Origin of the sequence: Lysobacter sp. OAE881 (assembly GCF_040546665.1) — a bacterium.
Lineage (GTDB): Bacteria > Pseudomonadota > Gammaproteobacteria > Xanthomonadales > Xanthomonadaceae > Lysobacter_J > Lysobacter_J soli.
In genome coordinates, this window is sequence record NZ_JBEPOG010000001.1 from 2,341,532 (window position 1) to 2,366,007 (window position 24,476).

General features: G+C 67.1%; 21 protein-coding genes. 12 read left to right on the forward strand and 9 right to left on the reverse strand.

All coding sequences use genetic code 11. The features are described from left to right. Positions 1 to 7: 7 nt before the first annotated feature. From ctaD to ABIE51_RS10815, 6 genes are all read left to right on the forward strand, one after another. Positions 8 to 1,885: a cytochrome c oxidase subunit I gene (gene ctaD / locus ABIE51_RS10790; protein WP_354504046.1), complete on the forward strand. Its 1,878-nt coding sequence runs from the start codon at positions 8 to 10 to the stop codon at positions 1,883 to 1,885. Beyond that, positions 1,882 to 2,490: a cytochrome c oxidase subunit 3 family protein gene (locus ABIE51_RS10795; RefSeq protein WP_192630731.1), complete on the forward strand. Its 609-nt coding sequence runs from the start codon at positions 1,882 to 1,884 to the stop codon at positions 2,488 to 2,490. Before ctaD ends, ABIE51_RS10795 begins: the two co-directional genes overlap by 4 nt. Next, the gene (locus ABIE51_RS10800; protein ID WP_192630732.1) at positions 2,481 to 2,819 is read left to right on the forward strand and encodes a hypothetical protein; all 339 of its coding nucleotides are present in this window, start codon (positions 2,481 to 2,483) and stop codon (positions 2,817 to 2,819) included. Before ABIE51_RS10795 ends, ABIE51_RS10800 begins: the two co-directional genes overlap by 10 nt. Further along, positions 2,810 to 4,642 carry a PQQ-dependent catabolism-associated beta-propeller protein gene (locus ABIE51_RS10805; protein ID WP_192630733.1) on the forward strand — a complete coding sequence of 611 codons (1,833 nt, stop codon included), beginning with the start codon at positions 2,810 to 2,812 and terminating at the stop codon, positions 4,640 to 4,642. Before ABIE51_RS10800 ends, ABIE51_RS10805 begins: the two co-directional genes overlap by 10 nt. Beyond that, positions 4,639 to 5,448, forward strand: coding sequence for a quinoprotein dehydrogenase-associated putative ABC transporter substrate-binding protein (locus ABIE51_RS10810; protein WP_354504049.1), 810 nt, complete (start codon positions 4,639 to 4,641; stop codon positions 5,446 to 5,448). Before ABIE51_RS10805 ends, ABIE51_RS10810 begins: the two co-directional genes overlap by 4 nt. 163 nt (positions 5,449 to 5,611) lie before the next feature. Next, complete coding sequence (locus tag ABIE51_RS10815) at positions 5,612 to 6,592, forward strand: chemotaxis protein CheB (protein ID WP_192630735.1); 981 nt, start codon at positions 5,612 to 5,614, stop codon at positions 6,590 to 6,592. Positions 6,593 to 6,628: 36 nt separating this feature from the next. On the opposite strand, the gene ABIE51_RS10820 is transcribed toward ABIE51_RS10815, so the two are convergent. Further along, positions 6,629 to 7,744, reverse strand: a complete 1,116-nt coding sequence (locus ABIE51_RS10820) for a PAS domain-containing sensor histidine kinase (RefSeq protein ID WP_192630736.1) — start codon at positions 7,742 to 7,744, stop codon at positions 6,629 to 6,631. A gap of 199 nt (positions 7,745 to 7,943) precedes the next feature. On the opposite strand from ABIE51_RS10820, the gene ABIE51_RS10825 reads away from it, so the two are divergent. Then, the gene (locus ABIE51_RS10825; RefSeq protein ID WP_181902775.1) at positions 7,944 to 8,300 is read left to right on the forward strand and encodes a response regulator; all 357 of its coding nucleotides are present in this window, start codon (positions 7,944 to 7,946) and stop codon (positions 8,298 to 8,300) included. Positions 8,301 to 8,324: 24 nt separating this feature from the next. Here the strand turns inward: ABIE51_RS10825 and ABIE51_RS10830 are convergent, their stop codons facing one another. After that, a complete protein-coding gene (locus ABIE51_RS10830; RefSeq protein WP_192630737.1) occupies positions 8,325 to 9,173 on the reverse strand; it encodes an MBL fold metallo-hydrolase in 849 nt (282 codons plus the stop codon). Between the two features lie 261 nt (positions 9,174 to 9,434). On the opposite strand from ABIE51_RS10830, the gene ABIE51_RS10835 reads away from it, so the two are divergent. The 4 genes from ABIE51_RS10835 to ABIE51_RS10850 all read left to right on the forward strand — a co-directional run bounded on the left by ABIE51_RS10835 (position 9,435) and on the right by ABIE51_RS10850 (position 16,840). Then, positions 9,435 to 10,598, forward strand: a complete 1,164-nt coding sequence (locus tag ABIE51_RS10835) for a ferritin family protein (RefSeq protein WP_192630738.1) — start codon at positions 9,435 to 9,437, stop codon at positions 10,596 to 10,598. A 15-nt stretch (positions 10,599 to 10,613) separates the two neighbouring features. Then, positions 10,614 to 11,381: a ferritin-like domain-containing protein gene (locus tag ABIE51_RS10840; protein ID WP_192630739.1), complete on the forward strand. Its 768-nt coding sequence runs from the start codon at positions 10,614 to 10,616 to the stop codon at positions 11,379 to 11,381. A gap of 139 nt (positions 11,382 to 11,520) precedes the next feature. Further along, entirely contained in the window at positions 11,521 to 14,643 is a 3,123-nt protein-coding gene (locus tag ABIE51_RS10845; protein ID WP_192630740.1) for a hypothetical protein, read from the forward strand. A 19-nt stretch (positions 14,644 to 14,662) separates the two neighbouring features. After that, positions 14,663 to 16,840: a hypothetical protein gene (locus ABIE51_RS10850; RefSeq protein WP_192630741.1), complete on the forward strand. Its 2,178-nt coding sequence runs from the start codon at positions 14,663 to 14,665 to the stop codon at positions 16,838 to 16,840. Positions 16,841 to 16,946: 106 nt separating this feature from the next. Here ABIE51_RS10850 and ABIE51_RS10855 read toward each other — a convergent pair whose 3' ends face one another. The 3 genes from ABIE51_RS10855 to ABIE51_RS10865 are packed head-to-tail and all read right to left on the reverse strand — an operon-like array spanning position 16,947 to position 20,612. Beyond that, on the reverse strand, positions 16,947 to 17,921 hold the full coding sequence (locus ABIE51_RS10855; RefSeq protein WP_354504053.1) for a DNA/RNA non-specific endonuclease: 975 nt from the start codon (positions 17,919 to 17,921) through the stop codon (positions 16,947 to 16,949). Next, positions 17,918 to 19,450, reverse strand: coding sequence for a trypsin-like serine peptidase (locus tag ABIE51_RS10860; protein ID WP_354504055.1), 1,533 nt, complete (start codon positions 19,448 to 19,450; stop codon positions 17,918 to 17,920). The genes ABIE51_RS10855 and ABIE51_RS10860 overlap by 4 nt, the downstream gene beginning before the upstream one ends. Positions 19,451 to 19,466: 16 nt before the next feature. Then, positions 19,467 to 20,612 carry a T6SS phospholipase effector Tle1-like catalytic domain-containing protein gene (locus tag ABIE51_RS10865; RefSeq protein ID WP_192630743.1) on the reverse strand — a complete coding sequence of 382 codons (1,146 nt, stop codon included), beginning with the start codon at positions 20,610 to 20,612 and terminating at the stop codon, positions 19,467 to 19,469. Between the two features lie 167 nt (positions 20,613 to 20,779). Between ABIE51_RS10865 and ABIE51_RS10870 the strand changes: the two genes are divergently transcribed. After that, positions 20,780 to 21,466 carry an N-acetylmuramoyl-L-alanine amidase gene (locus ABIE51_RS10870; RefSeq protein WP_192630744.1) on the forward strand — a complete coding sequence of 229 codons (687 nt, stop codon included), beginning with the start codon at positions 20,780 to 20,782 and terminating at the stop codon, positions 21,464 to 21,466. 12 nt (positions 21,467 to 21,478) lie between these two features. On the opposite strand, the gene ABIE51_RS10875 is transcribed toward ABIE51_RS10870, so the two are convergent. From ABIE51_RS10875 to ABIE51_RS10890, 4 genes are all read right to left on the reverse strand, one after another. Further along, entirely contained in the window at positions 21,479 to 22,168 is a 690-nt protein-coding gene (locus tag ABIE51_RS10875) for a M23 family metallopeptidase (protein ID WP_192630745.1), read from the reverse strand. Positions 22,169 to 22,193: 25 nt separating this feature from the next. Further along, entirely contained in the window at positions 22,194 to 23,177 is a 984-nt protein-coding gene (locus tag ABIE51_RS10880; protein ID WP_192630746.1) for a L,D-transpeptidase family protein, read from the reverse strand. A 124-nt stretch (positions 23,178 to 23,301) separates the two neighbouring features. After that, positions 23,302 to 23,970 carry a MarC family NAAT transporter gene (locus ABIE51_RS10885; protein ID WP_115842354.1) on the reverse strand — a complete coding sequence of 223 codons (669 nt, stop codon included), beginning with the start codon at positions 23,968 to 23,970 and terminating at the stop codon, positions 23,302 to 23,304. 288 nt (positions 23,971 to 24,258) lie between these two features. Beyond that, the gene (locus tag ABIE51_RS10890) at positions 24,259 to 24,399 is read right to left on the reverse strand and encodes a hypothetical protein (RefSeq protein WP_181902774.1); all 141 of its coding nucleotides are present in this window, start codon (positions 24,397 to 24,399) and stop codon (positions 24,259 to 24,261) included. Positions 24,400 to 24,476: the final 77 nt, after the last annotated feature.

The following is a 24,476-nucleotide window of genomic DNA, read 5'->3' on the forward strand; positions in this document are numbered from 1 at the left end:
TACGCACGTGGACAGGCTGTCGCGGAGCTGGGCAGACAGGCCGGGCTTCATCGGATGGCTGACCACGGTCGACCACAAGCGCGTAGCGCATCGCTACATCGTCACCGCGCTGGTGTTCTTCGCACTCGCCGGCGTGCTCGCGCTGATCATGCGGACGCAGCTGGCAACGTCCGAGACCCGGCTCCTCGGCCCGGACCAGTACAACCAGATGTTCTCGCTGCATGGCTCGGCGATGATGTTCCTGTTCGCGGTGCCGATCATGGAAGCCGTCGCGGTGTACGTGGTGCCGCTGATGGTCGGCACGCGCAACATCTCGTTCCCGCGATTGAACGCCTTCAGCTACTGGGTCTACCTGTTCGGCGGCGTGATGATCTTCATCGCGTTCGTGCTCGACATCGGGCCGGAAGCCGGCTGGACGGGCTACGTGCCGCTCTCCTCGTCCGACTTCTCGCCCGGCAAGCGCACCGACTTCTGGGCGCAGATGATCACCTTCACCGAAGTCGCCGCGCTGTGCATCGCGGTGGAGATCGTCGCGACCGTGATGACGATGCGCGCGCCGGGCATGACGCTGTCGCGCATCCCGCTGTTCGTCTGGTCGATGCTGGTCACCAGCTTCATGGTGATCTTCGCGATGCCCGCGGTGATGCTCGCCAGCACGTTCCTGATCACCGACCGGCTGGTGGGCACGCAGTTCTACAACCCGGGCGAAGGCGGCGATCCGCTGCTGTGGCAGCACCTGTTCTGGTTCTTCGGCCATCCGGAGGTCTACATCATCTTCATGCCCGCGCTGGGCATGATCTCCAGCATCGTCGAAACCTTCTCGCGTCGGCCGATCTTCGCGTACACGCCGATGGTGATGGCGCTGGTTGCCACCGGATTCCTCGCGTTCGGACTGTGGGTGCACCACATGTTCGCGGCCGGCCTGCCGCCGGTGGGCAACAGCTTCTACACCGCGGCGAGCATGCTCATCGCGGTGCCGAGCGGCCTCCAGATCTTCTGCTGGATCGCGACGATCGCGACCGGCCGACCGCGGTTCGCGGTGCCGATGCTGTTCGTGATGGGCTTCTTCGCGCTGTTCGTGCTCGGTGGATTGACCGGCGTGATGCTCGCCTCGGTGCCGCTGGACCTGCAGGTGCACGACACCTACTTCGTCGTCGCGCACTTCCATTACGTGCTGATCGGCGGCGCGGTGTTCCCGCTGATGGGCGCGCTGTACCTGTGGTTCCCCAAGATCACCGGACGCATGCTCGGCGAAACGCTGGGGCGCTGGCAGTTCTGGCTCTTCTTCATCGGCTTCAACGTCACGTTCTTCCCGATGCACTACCTCGGACTGATCGGCATGCCGCGACGCGTATACACGTATCAACCGGGCCTCGGCTGGGACGTCTACAACTTCATCGCCACGCTGGGTTCGTACCTGATGGCGGCCAGCGTGCTGGTGTTCGTCTTCAACGTGTGGCGCTCGCTGCGCCGTGGCGAACCGGCAGCGGACGATCCCTGGGGTTCGCCGGACCTGATGTGGGCGACCACCTCGCCGCCTCCGTCCTACAACTTCGAGCACACGCCGGTGGTGACCGGACGCCATCCGCTGTGGTTGAACGCCGAGGCCGATCCGCGCCCCGACCTTCCGGTGATCGCAGGCGTGCGCGACGACCGCCGCGAGGTGCTGCTGAGCACGCCGGTCGATGCGATTCCGCTGTGCCGGTGGTCGATGCCGGATCCCTCGATCTGGCCTCTCTGGTCCGCCGTGGCGCTGACGGTGGTGTTCGTGTGGTCGATCTTCGACCAGTGGGGCGTGGTCTGGGGCGCCATCCCGGCGGCGATCGCCTTCACCATCTGGTTCTGGCCGAAACGTTCCGACCGCAGCCAGGAGTCGGACGAATGAAACGCCAGCCGCAGATCGTCGGGGATGTCTCGAAGCTGGACGATTACGCCTTCGGCTCGGGCACGATCAGCTGGTGGGGCGTGACCGGCTTCATGCTGATCGAGGGCATGGGGTTCGTGCTCGCGATCGGCGCCTACTACTACCTCATGCACAACGAGGTGCAGTGGCCGCCGTCCACCGATCCGCCGCCACTGTTCTGGGCGACGGTGTTCACGGTCGCGCTCGTCGCCACCGAGATTCCCAACGTCTGGCTTACGCACATGGCGAAGGCGCAGCGACTGCAGCCGGTGCGCTGGGGCCTGACGCTGATGACGTTGCTGGGCCTTGGCGTCCTGGTGTTGCGCGCGATGGAGATGGACGCGCTCAACGTGCGCTGGGATCGCACGGCCTACGGCTCGATCGTCTGGGCGCTGATCGTGCTGCACACCTTCCATGCGATCACCGATGTGTTCGACAGCGGCGTGCTCGCGACGCTCAGCTGGACCCACGACATGACCGGGCGCAAGTTCTCCGACGTGGCCGACAACGCGATGTACTGGCACTTCATCGTCTGGAGCTGGGTCGCGCTCTACGTCGTCATCTACTGGACGCCGCGATGGCTCTGAGCACGCGATCGGGCCGCCTCGCGCCGTGGGCGGCGTTCGCGGGGGCGATCCTCGGCGAGGCGCTGCACCACCAGGTGCTGTCGGACATGCTGCGTTTCCGCTGCGAGCTTGGCGGCCCGGCTGCGGGCTTCACCGTTGCGGCGGTCGCATGGGCGCTGATGGGCATCGGTGCGTGGATCTCGTGGACATCGGTGCGCGGCAACGACGACGACCCGCACCGGCACACGCGCCTGTTCATCGCACGCGTGGGCTGGATGATGTGTGCGCTGTTCTCCGTGGCGGTGCTGTGGCAGACGCTGGCGATGTGGGTGCTGCCGCCATGTCCCTGATCCGTCGGTGGCCCGCGGTTCTCGTTGCGATGATCGCCCCGCCTGCGTTCGCGCATGGCGATCCCGCGCCGCAGCTCGGCTGGACGTTCGATCCATGGATCGTGATTCCGTTGCTGCTGGTCCTGGCGTGGTTCGTCGCGGGCTACGTGCGCATCGTCCGGCGTTCGTCGACGCATCGCCACCAGCGCGCCAAGGCGCTGCTGTTCGGTGCGGGATGGCTGGTGATGGCCGGAGCACTCGTCAGTCCGCTGCACGAGGCCGGCGAGCGCTCCTTCGCCGCGCACATGCTCGAACACGAACTGCTGATGCTTGTCGCCGCACCGCTGCTGGTGCTGTCGCGTCCCATCGGCATGGGGTTGTGGGCGCTGCCGCGCACGACGCGGCTGCGCCTGGCGCACTGGGCGCGCGGTCGGGGCGTGTCGATCCCGTGGCGCGTGATGAGCTCGCCCATCGTCGCCACCGTCGTGCAGGCGGCCGTGCTGTGGCTGTGGCACGCGCCCGACGCGTTCGATCTCGCCCTCGCCCACCGCGGCTGGCATGTCGTGCAGCACGTGTGCTTCGTCGTGTCGGCGCTGCTGTTCTGGTGGGCGATGCTGGTCGCGCGGCCGCAGCGGCTGGGCATCACCGTGGGCTGCCTGTTCTTCACATCGGTGGTGAGCGGCGCGCTCGGCGCATTGATGGCGCTCTCGCGCGGGCCGTGGTACGCCGGCTACAGCCGGCTGGAGTTGGACGCGTTCGGCCTGAGTCCCGCCGAAGACCAGCAGATCGCCGGCCTGCTGATGTGGGTGCCCGGCGGGCTGGTGCACGCGGCGGCTGGCATCGCCCTGCTCGCGCGCGGGCTCGAACGGCAGGAACTTAAGCGCTCGGGGTTTGCGGGAATCCTCGTCGTGCTCGCGTTCTTGCCGGCACTATCGCGCGCGGAAACGCTCTACGTCTCCGACGAGCAGACCCACGTCCTCCACGTGATCAAGGCACCGGACTGGACGGACATCCGCACGATCCCGACGGGCAGGCGCCCGCGTGGCCTGCAGCTGAGCAGCGACGGCAGGTCGCTCTTCGTCGCCGTGAGCGATGACAACCGCATCGACGTGGTCGACGTCGCCAGCGGCAAGGTGACCGCCCAGCTGCCGTCCGGCCACGACCCCGAGCGGTTCTCGCTGAGTCCCGACGGTCGCTGGATGTACATCGCGAACGAGGACGACGCGAAGGTGTCCTTCGTCGACATCGCCGCGAAGAAGATCGTCGCGGAGGTGGCGGTCGGCGCCGAGCCCGAAGGCATGGCGACGAGCCCCGATGGCAAGTGGGTGATCTGCACGTCCGAGACGGCGAGCCTGGTGCACTTCATCGACGCCCGCGACCGCGTGCTCGTCGACAGCGTGATGGTGGGGACGCGACCGCGGGATGCCGTGTTCTCGCGCGACGGCCGATGGCTGTGGGTGTCGTCGGAGATGCGCGCGACGGTGGCGGTGTTCGACATGACGACGCGCAGGGTCGTGCGGACGATCGACTTCGATCGCGCCGACGATGCGCCGATGGGCGTGCAGGCCGTCGGCCTGGCGTTGACGCCGGATTATCGGCGCGCATTCGTCGCGCTCGGACGCGGCAACCAGGTCGCCGAGGTGGAGCCGCAATCCGGGCGGATCCTGCGCTATTTCCCCGTCGGGCAACGCACGTGGTCGATCGCGCTGTCGAAGGACGGCAAGCGCCTGTATGCCGCGGCGGGACTGTCGGGCGACGTGACCGTGATCGATCTCGAAGGCAATCGCCCGCTCGCGACGATCCGTACCGGCGGAAAACCATGGGGCGTGGAGGTCGCGAAATGAAATCGCACGTGTCGATGCTGCTATTGCTTCTCGCCTGCACGAACGCCGAAGCCCGGGAACTTCGCGTCTGCGCGGATCCGAACAACCTGCCCTTCTCGAATCGCGACGGAGAAGGCTTCGAGAACCGCATCGCCGAAATCGTCGCGAAGGAGCTCGACGCGGAGCTGGTCTACACGTGGTGGGCGCAACGACGCGGCGCGCTTCGCAACACGATCCGTGCCGGCAAGTGCGACGTGGTTCCCGGCATCGCCGCTGGCATCGAAGGGTTGTCGACAACGCGCCCGTACTACCGGGCGACCTACGTCTTCGTCTCGCGCCGCGACGGACGCTGGGCAGGATTGAGCTCGTTCGACGACCCTCGCCTTCGCGATGCCACCATCGGCGTGCAGCTCATCGGCGACGACGGCGCCAATACGCCGCCCGCGCACGCGCTGGCACGCCGGGGCATGTACGCGAACATCCGCGGCTTCACGGTGTACGGCGACTACGCCGATGCGGCGCCGCAGTCTGACATCGTGGCGGCGGTGGTAGATGGCCGCGTCGATGTCGCCGCGGTGTGGGGGCCGACCGCGGGCTACTTCGCGCGTCGCTTTCCTTCGCTGCAGCTCGCGCCGGTGACGCCCTGGCTCGATGGCCCGCAGTGGCCGATGACATTCGAGATCTCGTTCGCGGTGCGTCGGGAAGATCGGGAGCTGCGTCGCGAACTCGACCGCGCACTGGAGCGACACGCGGCGGAGATCGCACGGGTCCTGGAAGACTTCGGCGTGCCGGTTGAATCCCCCAATCCCGCGACCGCTTCCAACTGACGAACCCGCTCCGGCGGCGCAACCGACCGCTCCGTCGATGCGGGTGGCAGATGAGCCCGTCACGCGCGTGCGTGCGCTCGACCGACGCCTCGCCGCGCGATTGCCGTTATCGAAACCTCACGTTCGCAACGCGATACTCGAACCCCGCACACGAGTTCCTGCGTTGAACCCACCGGCGCCCATCCACCGCGACCTCATCGTCATCGGCGCCTCGGCCGGGGCGCTGCGCGTGCTGCTGCAACTCGCCGCGGAACTCCCCGAAGGATTTCCACCGGTGCTGGTGGTGCAGCACATCGGACGCCACCTCAGCGTGCTGCCGGAACTGCTCGGCAGCGCCGGGCCGCACCGGGCGTTCCATCCGGTATCGGGGCAGAAGATCACCAACGGCACGTTCCTGATCGCGCCGCCCGATCACCACATGCTCGTGTCCGACGGCGAAATCGTGCTGACGATGGGACCGAAGGAGAACTTCGCGCGGCCGGCCATCGATCCCCTCTTCCGGTCGGCGGCGATCGCCTACGGCCCGCGCACGATCGGCGTCGTCCTCAGTGGCCGGCTCGACGATGGAACTGCAGGTTTGCAGGCGATCAAGGCGGCGGGCGGCCTCACCGTCGTGCAGGAGCCGGACGACGCGAAGGAGCCGGAAATGCCCCGCAGCGCGCTTGCATGCATCGATGTCGATCGCGTGACCACGGGCGCGATGCTGGCCAAGGTTCTCCAGGAACTGGTGCGCGTGCCGATCACCCGACACGATGACCTGCCGCGCGCGATTCGTGCCGAGCATGCGCTCACGCTGGACCGGTCGGATGCGATGGAACGCATCGACGACATCGGCACCCGCTCCGATCTCGCGTGTCCGGAATGCGGTGGCGTTCTCTGGCAGGTCAACGGTTCCCGGCCGTGCCGCTTCCGATGCCACACCGGTCACGCGTTCTCGCTGACGACGCTCGACGATTGCCAGGCCAGCCAGGCCGACGTCGCACTGTGGGCGGCGCTGAGGGCATTGCACGAACGGCATCGCGTGCTGCTGATGATGCTTGAGCTCCATGACGCGGACGATCCCGCCGTCGCGACGTGGCGCCTGGAGGAAGAGCGCGTGAGGCACCGCATCGAGGTGCATCGGAACATGGCGGACGACGAGTGACGCGCGTTGACGATGCGAGGCGTCAGGCGCGCGGCATCACTCATGCGCGGGAAAGCGCACGATGAACATGCTGCCCTTGCCGAGCCCTTCGCTCTTCGCCTGCACGCTGCCGGAGTGCATTTCCACGATTTTCTTCACCAGCGCCAATCCCAGGCCCAGGCCGAGCTTGGAGCCCTGCAGCTGTGGCACCGTGAACAGGTCGAAGATCTGTTCGAGTTGCGCGGTGTCGATGCCCACGCCCTCGTCGGACACCCGCACCGTCACGTCCGATCCGATGATGGTGCCGGTCACCCATATCCGCCCCGGCAAGGGCGTGTAACGCAGCGCGTTGGCGATCAGGTTCACGAAGACCTGCTGCATGCGCATGCAGTCCACGTGCATGTCGATGTCGCCCGACGGCACCAGTACGGGAATGTCGCGGCCCTCCTGGTCCATCTGCCGCAGCGCGATCTGCGCCGATCGCTCCAGCAGGTCGCGCAGACTGCAGTCGCTGCGATCGAGCGCGAAGCTCTTCGACGTCACCTTGCTGTGCTGCATGAGATCGTCGATGAGGCGCGCGGCCATGTCGACGTTGCGCACGATCGTGTCGACCTGCGGAGCGCCGACCGGATCGTCCACGCGGCTGGCGAGCACCGCCGCCGACAAGCCGATTCCCGAAAGTGGATTGCGCAGTTCGTGCGCCAGCAGCGCGATCGACGCCGTTAGTCCCTCGTTGATCTGCGTGGTGGCGGTGCACTGCTTCAGTGCGGACTCGAGCTGCATCCTGACGTCAGTCTGGTCGCGGAAGATCTTGAGGAAGGTGTAGGCACCGACTTCGTTCCCAAGACTGATGGTCAGCCCGGATGCCCAGAATTTCGAACGGTCGCTGCGCAGCATCCAGCGATCGTTTCCCGAGGTTCCGCGCAGACGGGCTTCCTCCAGTTCGTGTTCCGGAATCCCCTTGCGTACGTCGGCGCGGGTGAAGAACCGCGCCAGCGGCGAACTGACGAGGTCGTCCCGTGCCTGGCCAAGGATCGTCTCCGCACCGGCATTGGCCCAGGTGATCACGCCCTGGTTGTCCATCAGCATCACCGCGTAATCGTTCGACCGGCTTGCGAACGCCCAGAGCATCTGCTGAACGGTCTGTTCGGCAGCGGACGGGCTCTCGGTCATCGCGGGATCTCCAGGCGGTGGAAATACGAGTCTGCCCCTGCCCGGCGGTTCGGTACGTGAAGCTTCTGCGGGGAATCACGCGACCCATCGCACCGCATGAATGGCGGGCCCGGACGCTCCTGCCGGCGTCACGTTGCCGACGACTTCACGTCATCCCACGCCCACGTCGTGGACACTGCGTTCACGAATGGAGAAGACGATGAAGCGATCGGTGCTGGTGGTTGACGACAACGTGTATCTGACGCGGGCCACCGCGCAGGCGCTGGAAGCGCAGGGATTGCAGGCGTGCGGAGCGATGAACGCGACGCAGGCGCTGAAGCTGGTCGCAGCGCAGGAGTTCGATGGTGCGATCATCGATATCGACCTGAAAGGACGCGTCGACGGCGTCGAACTGCTGGCAGCGATCCGCGAACTGCGCCCGGGACTCTGCGCGGTTCTGACGACGGGACACGAACCCGGCGTGGTGGATCCGCCCGAGGGCGTGATGCTGATGCGCAAGCCGTATCGCATGTCGGAACTGGTCGCCGCGATGTTCAAGCAGGACGCTGCGGCTTAAGGGAACGCTTGCGGCGACGCGCCCCTACGATGCGGGCGCGTGCAGCGGACGCCGCGCGAGACGCTCGAACTCGACCGGGTCGTGCGAACAGAAGATGTTGATAGCGCCCTGCGCATGGTGCAGGTCGCGGAGTCGTTGCTGGTTCCGCAAACGCGCGGCGCGGTCCTTCTCCATCATCCATTGATAGAACCGCAGGCCGGGCGTGCAGCGCGGCTGCCGGTCGAGTTCGCGATGGTCGAAGAATGCGTCGCCCGCGAGCAGATGCCAGCCATCGGCGCAGAGGATGGCGACTCCCGCATGTCCGAAGGTGTGGCCCGGCAGTGGTACGAGCAGGATGTCGGGCGGCAGGCCTTGCATGTCGCGAACGCTGCGGAAGCCGAACCAGTCTTCCCCGCCCGCCTCGTCGTACACGTTCCAGTTCGCACGCGTGGACCACTGCTGCGGACGGAAGCGCTGGCGATCGAGCCACGTCTTCTGCTGCATCGCATAGCCGCGCTCCGTCGCCATCATGTGCACCTGCGCGGACGGGAAATCGTCCAGGCCGCCGGCATGGTCGAAGTCCAGGTGCGTCAGCACGATGTGCCGCACGTCGCTGGGCTGGAAGCCGAGACGTGTGACCTGTCGCACGGCCGTCATCTGCTCGCGGAAATCCGGACTCAGCAGCGTCAGGAAGAACCGGCTCAGTCGCCCGCGCGGGTCGCGCACGTCGTGCAATCCAAGTCCTGTATCGACCAGCACCAGGCCATCGTCGGCTTCGATCAGGACGCAATGGCAGGCGAGTTCGCCACGTTCGATGATGCCCGTCGTGCGCCCGTCCATGAGGCGGCCGCCCAGCGGGCACGTGGATATGCAGTTCAGATGATGGAGTTTCATGGTGCCGTGCCCTCCTGCGGATGCGGGCGCTTGCGTCCTTGCCGACTGCACGGCGCGCTGCCCTTCCCCATTCCACGCAAACCGCATGCCACTTATCGCTCGCGCCGCGGGGATCCGAAGGGCGCAACGCGACCTTCGCTGCAACGCAAGTCCTTCCTCGCGCATGCACCTCGATGCGCGCTTCAAGCGGCCTGCGCGGCTTTGCGGCGTGGCACCGATCTTGCGTGAGTGTTGGTTCGGGACTTACGGAGGAACAAACGCATGGCCTTGGACCTTTCCGACATCAAGGGTTGCCCGCTGGACCGCCAGCGTTTCACCTGGCGCGAACTCGTGCAGAAGCCCATCAGCAAGCTCGACGATGACGCGTTCACGCGCGTGCGCATCATCCTTCTGAACGGGCTGGAGCTGGAGGCGCTGCGCTTCCAGCATTCCGCCGCGCGCATGAACCGGGACCTGCAGGTTCCCCTGGCGAAAGTGCGGCGCGTGGAGCATCACCAGGCTACGTGCATCAACTGGCTCATCGGCGCGGATCATTCGCCGCTGGAAACGACCATCGCCTACGAGCAGGTGGCGATCGAAGTGACGGCCGCGGTCGCGCAGCGCGAGCCCGATCCCTACCTCGCGCAGACCTACCGTTACGGCCTGCTTGAAGACTTCGACCACATGTATCGCTACTCGGCGATGCTCGACCGGCTCGAAGGCAAGGACGCCAACAACATCCTGCAGTGCTACACGGACATCCTCCCCGGCCGGCCGACGATCGTCGAACACCGCGCGCCGGAAGACGACCTGCGCACGCCGTTCGACAAGAACACCGCCGACCCGCTGTCGAAGCTGCACGCGCTGACGATCATGTCGGCCGAGCAGCAGACGCACAACTACTACATGAACATCGGACCGCTGTTCACCGATCCGGTAGCGCGCCTGCTCTACGCCGAGATCGCATCGATCGAGGAGCAGCACGTCACGCAGTACGAGTCGATCATCGACCCGACGCAGACCTGGCTCGAACAGTGGGTGATGCACGAGGCCATGGAGGTCTACAACTACTACGGGGCCGTGCAGCAGGAGAGCAACCCGCGCATCAAGGCGATCTGGGAACGCTTCCTCGACTACGAACTGGGCCACCTGAAGTTCGTCACCGAACTGTTCAAGCAGCACGAGCGTCGCGATATCGCCGAGATCCTGCCCGATCGCCTGCCCGACCCGATTCCGTTCGACAGCCAGCGCGACTTCGTCCGCGAGACCTTGCTGGCCGAAGTCGACATGCGCGCGATCGGCCCGGACTACATGCCCGACGGCGAGGAGAGCGAGGAGACGATCCGCTATCGCACGCACATGAATTCCGAGGGCTCGCCGACCGAAGCCGTGGCCGAAGGCTATCGCTACAACCCGGGCACCGAACTCAATCGCCAGGCGGCCTGACCGCAGGAGGACACCATGCAGGATCGAATCACGCTGGGCATGAACCGCACGGGGCTGCGCACCTCGCCGATGGAGGCCGAGGCCATGCTGTCGGGCCTTCCGATGCAGGAAGACGCGCCGATGCCCGAGATCGGGCTGGAAGACATCCGCGCGCAGTACCTGGAGGAATCCGAACCGGTCGGCTCCATGCCGCCGCCGACGACACTCAAGGGCGTCGTGGGCACGGTCGCCGAAACGCTGTCGGGCAATCGCCTGCACGTGCTGCTGGACAAGATCGGCGAGCGCGCCGCCTACGAGCGCAGCGGCACGCGCCTGTACGACGCCATGCTGCAACGGCTCGCCACCGAGACGGCGTTGCCCGAAGGGATGACGGGCGAGCTCGTCGAGGAAATCCGCGACGAGGAAGCGCGCCACTTCGCGCTGTGCGTGGAAGCGATCGAGAAGCTTGGAGGCGACCCCACGCTGCAGACGCCGTGCGCGGACCTGGCCGGCGTTCAGGGCATGGGGCTGATGCAGGCCATCAACGATCCGCGCGCGACGCTGTCGCAGGCGTTGCAGACGCTGCTCGCCGCCGAAGTCATCGACGTCGCGTCGTGGGAGCTTCTCATCGAACTCGCGACGCAGCTTGGTCGCGATGAACTCGTCACGCAGTTCAACGATGCGCTGACCCGCGAGAACGAGCACGTGGCGCGCGTGACCGGCTGGCTGCGGCTGTCGCTTCAGGCCGATCTCTCGCTTAGCGGCGATATGGACTCGGATCCGGACACGCGCCGGGCCACATGAACGCACCGTAGCGCCGACTCGCGACCAGCGGTCGCGAGCGGCGCGACCATGGCCGACGCTCCACATCCACGGCGTTATTCACTGGGGTGATGCCGCGGGATGCGTGGCGTCGCGTACATCCCGCCCCCAGGATGCCGCCATGGAAGTGCTGTTCCGGTTCAACCTCGTGCGCGATGCCGCGCCGACGACCGACGACGTCGCGCCGATCGACCTTGCGACCCGTTCACGATTCCAGACGGATGCCGCGGCGATTCCAGCCGGGGATGCGCGCCGCAAGGCCCTGCACGATCTCGCGCACGCGTTCATCGCGTCAAACGCGTACCGCGATCCATCGGAATCGCCGACGCTGGCGCCACTGCTCGCGGTCGATGCGGCGATCGAGCGGCTGCTTGCTTCGGGAAGCACCACGCGCACGAAGGTGGCCAATGCACTGGAAGCCGCGCTGGGCCAGTCGCCGGACGCTTGGCTGGCCACCGCAGACGTGGAGGCCGCGATTTCCAGCCTGAAGGACAGCATCGTCGCCATCAAGCTTTCGCCGGCCGACCATGCGCGGCCGATCCTCAAGCTCGTCGCGGCCCTGCGCGCGCACGCGCTGATCGAGCGGTTCGTCGCGGACGACACGTTTCCGTCGGACGCCAGCGCGCTGCGCGCGGCACTCAGGCGCGGGCTCCGGCTGCCCGACGCCGTGCCGCCGTCGCGAGGACCACCGCAGACGCCTCCGCCCGCGCCCGGCGCTGGAGATCGCCTGAAGGACCTCGCCGCGCGCCACGAGCGCTTGACGGCCGCGATCGCCGAACTGCGTCAGGTGCGCCCGGATGGATACGCGACCGTGCCGCAACGCGAGATGCCGGGCCGTCTCCCGCCGGAGAAATTCCGTCCGACGCAGTTGTTCCAGCACGAATTCGAAATCCGCAACGTCGCGCTGAAATCGACCGTATTCGCATCGGGTGCGGCCGTCACCGGCGCGGCACCGGCGGCGCGCGAAACGCCCCCATCGGGTCTGTCGCTGCTGGTTTCGACGACCGCGGCGGCGCCGTTCCTCAAATCCGAAGCGTTGCTCTGGGACAAGCCCGGTGTCGGCGTCGGCCGGGGCGCGCGCATCGCGCTGACGGGTCGTCCCGAATTCCAGCCGGTCATGCCCGGGCTCCTCGGCCTGAGGCTCAACGAAGCGACGCAGCAGAATCTGAGCGAACCCACGCGGAAAGTGCTCGCGGAATTCGGCATGAAGCCGGCCGATCCCCTTGCCCGCACCCTCGACCGCCTGTCGCAGGAGCAGCGCCTCGCGCATGAGGCCGCGCAGGCGTTGATGCGTCCGGTTGCGCAGAAGACCTTCCGGCGCGTCGGCAGCACGTCGATCGCGGTGACCTCGACGCCGGACACGGCCATGTACTGCCTGGCGCCAGGTGCCCTGCTGGATCTGTTCGGCGGAGCGGGCAACGTGCCGGCCAGCGTGCCGGCGACGCACGCCGACATCAAACCGTCCGGGATCATGGACCTGCTGCTGGTGCGCCAGCAGCTCAAGGGCTACGAGTCGGCGGAGGTTTCGCACATCGCGAACGTGCTCAAGGGCGAGAAGAGCGAGCGCGTCCATCGCACGCGGCTGGAAACGGAGACGATCACGTTCACCGAAGCCGAGCGCACCGTCGAAACGCTTACCGAGCTGCAGACCACCGACCGGTTCGAGATCCGTCGCGAATCGGAAATCGCGCTGCAGGAAGAAACCGCGGTGAAGGGCTCGCTGTCGGTGAAGGGCAAGTACGGCCCGTCGGTGGAATTCCAGGCCACGGGCGAAGCGTCGTGGAATCGCCGCTCGCAGGAGTCCGAACGCGCCGCCAGCGAGGTCGCGCGTGAGGTGACCCAGAAGGCGTCGGAGAAGGTCACCGAGCGCGTGCTGCGCCGCGAAACACTGCGCGTCAACCGCCAGGTCGAGGAGTCCAACCTGCACAGCTTCGACAACAGCGTCGGTGCGGCCGCACACGTGTCCGGCATCTACCAGTGGGTGACGAAGGTCTACGAGGCGCAGGTGTTCAATTACGGGCCACGCACCGTCTACGACATCATGGTGCCCGAGCCGGCGGCATTGCTGCTCGAGTCGTTTCGGCGCCGTCGCACCGCGGCGGTCGAACTGGACAAGCCGGCCGACTTCAACCTGCGGCCGGCCGACCTCAACGAAGCCAACTACCAGACGTGGATCGCGCTGTACGGCGCGACCGACGTCAAGCCGCCACCGGAGCCGTACGTGATGGAGTCCTACGACTTCAATACCGGCGGCGAGGACGAAGACCAGGAGTTCACCAACTCCACGCGCATCAAGATCCCCGACGGCTACCGCGCCGTCCGGGCGACGGTCGGCCAGGTGTCGGCGGTGTGGGACGACTGGTGCGTCGATGTCGTCATCGGCCAGCGCTCGCACCGATTCGCCGGCGGCGCATGGGTGTGGCCCACGGCACTCGACGAGGAAACCGCCGCCGTTCCCTTCGCGCTGGTGACCGACAAGGTGGGCGACATTGCCGTCGCGGTGGAGGTGATCTGCGAGTCCACCGAGCGGGCCGTCGATTTGTGGCGCGCCGACACGCACGCCAAGCTCTACAACGCCTACACCGCGCGCCTGTCCGAGTACGAAGCCAGGCTCGCCGAACTGGAAGCGCAGGCGCCTGCCGAGATCGTCAGCGGCCCCGGCGCGCGCAACCACGCGCTGATGATCGACGAGGTCAAGCGTGCGTGCATTTCGATCCTCACCGAACAGCACTTCGACCTGTTCGGCGCGATCGGCTCGGATGCGCAGGCGCTGCCGACGCTGGATTTCGCCGAAGCGCGCACCGAAGGCGCCTACGCCCGCTTCTTCGAGCAGGCGTTCGAGTGGGAGAACCTGTCGTGGGTGCCCTACGGCTATTTCTGGGCACGCAAGTCGACGTGGCTGGACCGCATCGCCATCGAAGACGACGACGCCGACTTCCAGGCCTTCCTCAAGGCCGGCTACCTGCGCGTGCAGATTCCAGTGCGTCCGGGATTCGCCGAGGCGCTCGACCATTTCCGCAAGACCGGCGACCTGTGGGGCGGTGGCGCGCTGCCGGCGATTTCGGACGATCTCTACCTGCCCATCGCGACCGAAATCGCCGAGAAGCTTGGCCGCCCCGGCGACGAGGTGCCGGTGGGAGATCCCTGGGAGGTACGCGTGCCGACCTCGCTGGTGAAGCTGCGACCGGACGACAAGCTGCCGACCTGGACCAAGCAGGCCGACGGCACCTGGCTTCCGGGTTGACGTACGCCGGGGCGCGTCCATGGCCGGGCCGCTGTTCTACCAGCAGGTGGTGGACCTCGCCGACGAAGCCGGCAACGCCGGGGACATCCAGCGCGTGCTGGAATTCATGGAAGCGATCGATGCCGGAAGTGGCGCGAAGGTCATGGTCACGGCGCAGAAACTGCGCGACGTGCGGCCGAACAACCACTATGTCGCGCAGATCGAGGAGGCCGTGTACGCGCAGGCGTTGTTGCGCCTCATGCACCTGGCGCGTGACGTGGAGTTCCTGATCCTGCTGGAGTGGATCGTGTCGGGCTACGCGGCGAACCAGGACATCCAGCGCGCCGGCTGGTGGGATCGCGTGATCGCGCTCGTGCCGGTTCCCGACGTGACCAGGGCGCTCAGGGAAGGCGAGCTGCAGCAGGGCTTCCAGGATCTGGCCAACGACTTCGTCACCATCATCAACATCCACCTGCGGACGCAGAAGACCCGTACGCCCACGCCCATACCTACGCAGTGGGAGTCGATCCGCAGGATGCTGGTCCAGCTTGCGATGCGACTGATGGCGCTGTTCGAGATCGCCCTCGCCCGCTCGCTCGATCTCATGGCAAGGCGTGGGAAGGACCGCGGTTCGGCGTTGCTGCAACTGCACGCGTGGTGGAGCTCGCTGACGCGCAAGGCGTTCTCGGGCGGCTGGATCGATGAAGACCGCAAGCCGGACAAGACGGCCAACCCGGGCCTTGTGGCGGTGCCGGTGACCGTGAACCGTGATGTCCGAGGCAGGCATTTCTACTTCGACGCATTCGTCCCCCATTCGGCCCGCACGTTCGAGTTCAACGACTTCGACCGCAGCGTGAAGGCGCTTCCCGAGCCGACCAGGGCCAACCTCTTCGAGCTGGTCCAGTTCCGTACGGTGCAACTGCGCCACTACCTCGAGATGTTCGGCGAGTACTTCGAGGATGCGAATGCCCCGCCGCCGGCGACGCGCGCCGACAAGGACGCCGTGGCCGCGCGGAAGGCGGCGTTCGCCAGGCGTCGCGCGCTCGTGGACCGGGTGGCGAAGACGGCCCGCTCGTTCGACGTGCGTACCGAGGACGGGCTTGCCGACTTCCTGTGCACGTACTTCGATGCGCATGTCGCGGCGCACCCGAAGGCGAAGGCGCCGCGTCTGGATGCGTGGGCGGAGTGCATCGAGATCTTTCGCCTGCACCACCACACGCTGGCGATCCACAGCCAGCAGAACCTGGCCGAGTCGCCCGGGTACCTCGGGCGCGCATTTCCACGGACGCTGCACGGCGCGACGCTGTGGGACTGCGGCGTCTATGCCGCCAAGGGTGCCTACATCCTGCTCAGGTTCGGCATGTACATCGCGCGCAAATCGCAGGCCGGCCCGCGCGCGTCCTTCCTGTTCCTGCCCATCCACGTGGGACTGGCCATCGAGTTCGACGAGTTCCCGTTCGTCGTGATCCAGAACGACCAGGTCCAGTGGCTCTCGCGCGAACAGGAAACCGACTGGCGCAAGGACTGGGAGGAAAGCAGGGAAGACGACCCGACGCCAGACCCCGGCACCGAAGCAGGAAGGCGCAGCAAGTTCATCGAAGACTACGCGGTGCAGTGGTATGCGCGCGGTGTCGACCTGCCGCTGGTGCCGATGGGGATCAAGACATCCGATCCGCCGAAGATGGCGGAAATCGACGCCGCATACGCACAGGCAATGGGGCCGCGCGGCGTGCGTGTCTTTTCCGCCGATGTCGACAAGCCGGGCACGCCCGTCTACCAGTACGACGTCTACAACTACAAGGCGCTGACGGACCTGGAAATCGCATGGTTCAACGCGGAGGCCATCCCCTTCTGGAACGACAAGGCACACACGCTCTGGACCCGGTTCGCGCCGCGCATGACGAACATGGCCGTCCGCCGGAAATACGCGGCCGAGCTGGAGCGGGAACTGATCCCCGTCGAAGACGCCTACAGCCGGAAGGTCGAGCGGCGGAAGAACGAGATCACCGACAAGGTGCGGTCTTCCGGCGCGTTGGCCGCGCGCAAGGACCTGCGCGTCACCAGCGCGTCGCGGCTCGCCAACCGGCAGCGCAGTTTCGGTGTCCTGGGCGAAGTGCGGACGCACCTGCTGGAGGTGCTGGACCCCAGGATCACGCCTGTGCCGCCCCCGGCGTTCGCAAGCGAGGACGGGTTCCTTCGGCGGATCGGCGGGTGGTAGCGCCCGCGGGCGCAGGAGCCGCATCGCGGCGTTACAGACGCCGTCGCGTGGACGGAGCCGTGAAGGCAGCTGTAGCGCGGCCAGCCCCGCGCCACGCGGCGAGGCGCTAGCGCCGCGTGCGCTTGCGGGACGTCTTCGCTATCGGCGTCCTCGTCCGCGCGGCTTTCGCCGCGGTGCGCTTGGCCGGCGTCTTCTTCGCGGGGCGCGACGCCCTGGATGCCGTCGTTTTCACCGCCGTGGCTGCGGTTTTACGGGACGACTTCTTCGCCGCTTTCCTTGCGCCCTTCTTCGAGGGGCTCCTCGCCGTCGCCGCCAGCTTCCGCGCCGCCGCCGGATTCAACGGAATGTCGATGCGCGAGGCGACCTTCTCGTCGCGTGAGCCGGCCCGGATGTCCGCATCGCGCACGTCCTGGCCGAAGTCCAGGCCCGTGAGGGCTTCGATCTCTTCCACCGTGCTCAGGAAATCCTGCACGGCATCCAGCTCATCCATGGCTTCGCGGTCCGTCGCGCCTTCGGGCAACGCATGTATCGCGTCCAGCACGGGCGTCTGGTCGGCCAGCATCGCCAGCGAACGCAACGCGCCCTTCTCCGCCCACACCACGACCTTCCAGAACCGCATCGGCACCTGCACCGTGCGGTAATCGGGGTCGTCCTCGTCCAGCACCGGACCGGTGAAGCAGTTCACGCGCTGGTCTTCGGCGACGGCGTTGCCGAGCACGTGGTCCTCGAGCGCGCGCCACAAGCGACCGTTGCCCGAGTTCGGCAGGTCCAGCTCCTTCGCGTTGCCCTGGTTGAAGAAGCCCAGTTGCGGCACGCAGTTGGTGAAGTGGAACGTGTCGGCGTCGGCCTTCAGCGCGAGCGCGTCGTCTCCCCACGACGGATCCATGCGTCGCACCAGATGCCCGCGCTGCAGGATGCGTCCAAGGCGCCCCGCGTCGCGCGTGCCGAACCCCGCCACCTGCTGCGCGTCGTACAGCGCCTGGTTGGTCTGCTGGTCGAGCGCGATGCGCGCGTCCTTGTACCAGGTCTCCGAACCTTCCGCGCCTTCCATCGATTCGTTGCCGACATCGGCCGGCGTCATCGGCCGGATGTCGCCGGTCTTGCGGTTGATCTTCTTCGCGTTGCGTCCGTCGATGTTGCACGCGGTGTGTAGAACGCCAGCCGCCGTTGGCCGTTCATGACGACGCTGAAATGGTGGTAGCGCAGCTCGAAATCGTCGTCGCCGGCCTCGGCCTGCAGGTTCGGCGCCGCGATGGCGCGCATCGCATCCGACAGCGCCGGCAGCGGAATTTCGTGGCCGCGGATGAACTTTGGCTTGTAGCCGGAACGATGGCCGTAATCCTCGTCCGGACGCCCCGACGCTTCCGGGCCGAGTGCCGGAGGAAGCTCCGGCTTCGGCGGCGGCGGAGGTGGCGTCGACGCGCGCGCCATGTTCGGCAACTGCACCGACAGCTCCAGCGGGATGCGCCACGTCGCGCGCCCGTCGGCGTCTATCTGCGGCTCGCGATGATCCGTTTCCGATGCCGCCGGCGCGCTCGCGACCGGCGCCGGAACCGGCTTGATCTCGGCCAGCGAAAGCGCGTTCTCCAGCAGGTCGCGTTCGATGTGCGGCAGCGCCGCACCCTTCTGCCGCAGGTCTTCGAGGATCACGCTAATGCGGATGCCTTCGTTGACGTCGGTCTGCAGCGGCTGGCCGTCGGCACCCACCGTCTGCCGCCACGGACCGCCCCAGTGATGCAGCGCGACCACCTGCCACTGGTCGTTGAACACCGGCGAGCCGGACGAACCGGGTTCGGTATCGGCGATGTAATGCAGCACGTGCGACTCGCGCGCCACCAGCCGGTTCTCGCGCAGCACCAGCTCCTTCAGGCGACCGTCGGGGTGCTGCACGATGTTCACGAATTCGCCCAGCGCGTGCTTGTCGCGCGAGGACGACAACGCGCAGTAGCCGAACGCCTCCAGCGTGAACGCGCCTTCCAGTCGCTCGCCGACGGCGATCAGCGTGTAGTCCAGGTCGTCGCGCTCGTCGGTGAGGAAGAACGCGTTGGGATCCAGCTGGAAGCGGCTCACCGGCATGCGGTTGCCGCGCGCATCGGTCTGGTAGTCGAACTCGATGCACAGCGCGTCCGCCGACTCGGGCGTGGGAATGACGTGGTTGTTGGTCAGGAACAACCGGTTGGACACCATGAAACCCGACCCCTGCGGGCGGCCGTCCAGGTACGCCACGCGCGCCACCGCACGCGCGGTGAGCACGCCGAGGTCGAGGAAACCCACCTGGATGAAGTCGAACGTGCTGCCCCAGATCTTCTCGGGCACTTCGGCCGGACGCGGTAACGCGACGGGCGCCATCGCCTCCCGTGCGCCCCTCGCGCGCGCGGTCGTGCGCCCGATGGCCTCGCGTCCACGCGCCACGGTGCGCGCGATCGTGCGCGATTCCGTCTTCGTCAACTGCGCTTTCGCGGCCAGGCGATCTTCCAGCCGCTGCTGGTCCCATTCGGCCGCCAGCGGAACGCCGTTGCGCACTGCGTTGATCGAGTTGGTGACCTGCGCGACGGTGTCGGGCTGGTTCAATCGACGTAGCGCGGCCTTCTCGATGCGTTCGGTCGCCATGCGGGCATTCCTCCTGTCAGGCGTTCTGGAGTCCGGCGAGCGTCCCGGCGTTCCGCGACTTCCGTTGCGCCCAGTCGGCCAGGTTCTTCGGCACCTGGTGGTTCGCGCGGCACCAGTCGAAGACCGAGCCGTCGATCGTCTCGTTGATCGGGATCGACACGCCGCCTTTCACGGGCGTCGCGTCGCCGCCGATCGTCCGCCACGTGCGACGGCCGAGCGTCGCCACGCGATACAGGCCGTGCATGAACTGTTCGTACGACTTCGCCGGCTGCGTGGTGGCTTCGTTGCCGCTTGGCTCGAACGTGCGCGTGAACCGCAGGCCCAACGCCTGCGCCTTCTCCTGCATCCAGATCAGCGGCGGATTGCGCAGCGCATCCTGGCCGCCGTAACCGCCACCGATGTTCGAATGCGCGCCGATGAACCAGCGCTGCTCGAAGCGATCGAGCGGCAGGGCGGGCTTCGCATCCGCACGCTCGCCGGCGGGCACGAAGCGCGTCCACAACGTCGGCTGGTAGGGGCCGCGATGCTCGTCGATGGCCAACGCATGGAAGCAGTGGCGATACAGCACGCTCGGGCGCGTGTTGAGGAAGTAGTAGTCCTTCGGCCCGAAGATCGGCGCCGCGCTCCACGGAATGCCGAGCGATCCGACCGTGTCCCATACGCCGATCATCTCGATTTCGACACGGCGACTTTCGCGCAGCAGGCGGTCCTCGTCGGCGGTCAGCGGCCGCTTGTCGTGGCGGCGGATGTACTCCAGTTCATCGATGCGCTCGGCCTTCTTGTCCAGCCGGTAGCGCTCGTAGATCGCATCGGCGCGATCCCCGTATTGCGCGTGCAGCAGCCCGCATCGCGCGATCAGCCCCGCCAGGCTGCGCGCGGTGTAGGCGCCGCGGCTGAAGCCGAACAGGAAGATGCGGTCGCCATCGCGATAGGTCTTCACGAGCCAGCGATACGCCTGCAGTACGTTCTCCGACAATCCCATGCCGAAGGCGCCGCCGCGGAACTTCTCGAAGCGCTTCACGCCGACGCCGGCGGAGTAGTAGCACTGCTGGCGATCCGGGACGTTCGAGGCGACGTCCAGGCATTCCTTCAGTTCGAAAACGCTGGTCCGATCCTTCGGGTCGTTCCAGGTTCCGTCCAGGAATATCGCGATGTTCGCCACGAGGCGGCCTTCCCTGGGTTCATGCGCGCGTGCGCACCCATTACGGCCAACGCGCGGATCGCGATGCGTCGGCCAACCGCTGGTCGGTACGGCGCTGGCCGCCGCGTGCGATCGGCCTCGTTGGTTTTCGTGAGCGCGTGCGAACGCGCATTCAAGGAGGAAGCGTCATGCCCAGTCCCTCCCAGTACAAGTTCAACCTACCCGTCGCCGGGCGGCCCGACGATGTCGAACTGGCGGAGTTCTGGTATCCGGGGATCCGGGCCTTCTGGGAATCGGCGTCTGCACGCCGGACGGTCGATCCCATCTTCGGCATCCGCGCCGTGGTGATCCACGCGACGGCCGGCGCCAGTTCCGACGGCGCCGCATCGGTGATCCGCGCGGGCACGGCGTCGTTCCACTGGCTGGTGCCGGACGAGAACGAAGACGCGCACGGCGAGTTCGTGTGGGCGTGCATTCCCGAGGCGCGCGCGGCCTGGCACGTGCGCAACACGTGCAGCCATCCGTCCGTGAACGGCGGCGCCAAGCGCGTGAACCACTGGTCGCTCGGCATCGAAGTGGTGAACACGCAGGTGCAGGATCCCTTCTCCGAGTGGCAGCTCGAAGCCACCGCGCAGATCGTCCGCTACTGCTGGGCGAAGTATCCCAACCTCAAGCACGTCGTCTCGCATGCGGTGCTCGATCCCGCGCGTCGCAGCGATCCCGGCACCGCGTTCGACTGGGCGCAGTTCAAGGAACTCGTGCTGCAAGGTGCGTCGTCGCTGCCGGAATCGCTCACGAGGATGGAATCGATACCTCGCGTCCGCGCGCCTTCGAGAAGGACGGCGGATACGGTTCCGCATCTTTGCTACCCATAACAACGTTGAGGCCTACTGCGGACGTGTAAAGACCGGATACGGATTGATCGCCGTTCCCTTCCACCACTGCCGCTCGGGCCCGAGCTCGAAGATCGCGAAATGCAGGTGCGGCGCGGACGGATCGGCATTGCCCGTGCTGCCGACGTAGCCAATCACCTCGCCGCGGCGGATCGCCTGCTTTTCCTGCAGTCCGTCCGCGTAACGATCCAGATGCGCGTAGTAGTACGCGTAGCGGCCGCTCGGTTCGAATTGATAGATGGTGAGCCCGCCAGGAACGCTGGTGAACAGCTTCTCGACCTTGCCGTCTGCGACCGCGAGCACCGGCGTGCCGCGCGGCGCCATGATGTCCAGCGCTTCGTGCACGCGTCCTTCCGAACGCGCTTCGCTGAAGGTGTCGCGCAATTGCGCCGAGGTCACGCCCTGCACGGGGATCGTCAGCGCGCCCTCGCCTGCTGCGAAGGGCGCCGTCGCGCCCGGCGACGTTGCGCGCGTGTCAGTCGTCGCCGGCGCGATGGGCGCAGAGGCCGCGGGCTGCTGCACCGGCGCGGGCGCTGGCGACGCGGCGTTTGTGGCGACGACTGCGGATGGACTCTGCGCGACCACCACAGGCGATGCCGCGCCGTGCTCCCTCCCGAAGTGATAGATCGCCACGTTCGCGCCCACCAGCACGATCGCGAGGAACAGCAGCGCCGCCTTGCTCATGCCCGCCTCCGTGGCGCTGGTGCATTCATTCCTGAAGCAGCGCCGGCGTGCCCGGGCCGACGGCCGCGGCCACGGCGGTCGCATCCCAGTTCGTCAGCCGGATGCAGCCGTGCGACTCGGTCTTGCCGATCTTCCCCGGCTCCGGCGTGCCGTGGATGCCGTAATGGTCCTTGCTCAGGTCGACCCACACCACGCCGACCGGATTGTTCGGACCGGGCGCGATCTTCGCCTTCGCATGGCCGGGACCGGCGTCCCAGAACAGCTTCGGGTTGTACTGGAAATGCGGATCGCGCGCGACGCCCTTGATCGTCCAGCGACCGATCGGCAACGGATCGTGCTCGCTGCCGGTCGACGCAGGGAACCGGGCGTATACGCGCTGCTGGTCGTCGCGCAGCATCACCGAGGCATCGGACTTGTCGACCACCACCGACGCTGCCTTCGCCGGCGCAGCGGACTGCACGTTCGGCACCCACAGCGTCGTGCCTTCGCGCGTGAGGTCCGCGCCGGGGTTGAGCGCGGCCAGCAGCGCGGGACTCGCGTGGAAACGTTCGCCCAGGCTTTCGGCGACGGACGTGAATCCCAGCTGCGGCAACGCCGCCTTCGCCATCATGTCGTCGGGGATCGTGGCGTACGGACCCGCGACGTCCTCCGCGGTCAGGCGATATTCGACCAGCGCAGGCGATGCATCGGCACGGAGCGCGCGCCAGGTCGCTTCGTCCATCGCGCCGGTCGCTTCGAGGTTGCGGCTGCGCTGGAACGCGGCGATCGCACGCTCGGTGTTGCTGCCCCAGCGTGCGCCGATCTCGCCCGTGCCGAAGTACGCGCGATCGAGCAGCACCTGCGCGCGCAGTCGCGCCGCGGCGTTGGCGTCACCTTTCAGGTCACCGGTGAATTCGGCTTCGTTCGCGCGGTTCAGCGGCAAGGCGTTGGGCGCCGTCGCGTCCTGCGCGAAGGCGGAAATCGGAGTGGACAGTGCGAGCAGCAGTGCGGCATGCAGGATCGGTTTCATCGAACGCCCGAGGCAACGGATACGCCTGCATGCTGCTTGCCCGCTTTTCGGTGTGGCGTGAACGCGGCGCCGTCTGGCTGTCGGCCACCTGAAGCGATGGTCGATCAGCCGTACTCCGCAGCCTTCAGTTCACGAACGGGTAGTCCTGGATGATGTCCAGCACGCCGTTGATCACGAACTGCACGCCCATGCACGCCAGCAGGAAGCCCATCAACCGCGACAGCGCATCGACGCCGCTCTGGCCGAGCAGGCGGATGATCGCGCTCGCGCTGCGCAGGCACAGCAGCAGGATCACGCTGACCAGCACGAACACCACCACCGGCGCCACCTGCATCACCCACGGCGAGAACGGGCGCTCATCGGCCATCGTCGCGGCAGTGCCGATGAGCAGCGCGATGGTGCCGGGCCCGGCCGTCGTCGGCATCGCCAGTGGAATGAAGGCGATGTCCTGCTTCTGGCGCAGTTGCAGCTCTTCGCTGCGGTGCTCGACTTCGGGCGCGTCGCGCTCGTCGGGGAACAGCATGCGGAAGCCGATGAAGCCGACGATCAGGCCGCCGGCGATGCGCAGGCCCGAGATGGTGATGCCGAACACCCCCATCACCGCCTGCCCCGCGTAGAACGCGATGGTCATGATCGCGAAGACGTAGCACGAGCACAGCAGCGCCTGGCGCTTGCGCTGCTGGTCGGACATGCCGCGCGACAGGCCGAGCATCACCGCGACCGTCGATACCGGATTGGTGAGCGGCAGCAGCATCGCCAAGCCGGTGCCCACCGCTCTCATCAACTCCCACATGACCATCTCCCGTGATGCGGCGTGCCGGAACGCGTGGCGGGGATCGAACGTGATGTCGTGCGCGTGCGTACCCATATGGGTCGCAACGCGTCGTAGTGCGATGGCATTGGCGGGACAGGCCCACCACGCTGCGGAGCGTACATCGAAGCCCCGGGCGGCGTTGCGATGGCGGTGACGGCCGCGCGGCACGCGCAGGGCAGCGTCCGCGGGTGGAGCCGCGGGATCAGGCCTTCCTGGCAAGCCGCACGCGTCGGTGCGGAGCGTCCTTCCTCGTTGCGTCGCCGGGCGTCAGCCCAGCCAGCGCTTCAGCAAGGCCGCGCTTTCGCCGCCACTCACGGCGCCGAAGGCGAACGTGATGATCGTGGCGGCACTCAGGCCACAGCCGATGCCGGCGGCGCATGTGGCCGCCTGATGGATGAAACCGCTCATGTATTCCCCCCTGTGCGCGTCCACTCTAGTGACGGCGCCGCCGGGATGCATGGCGCAGTGCGGCAAATTGACCACGG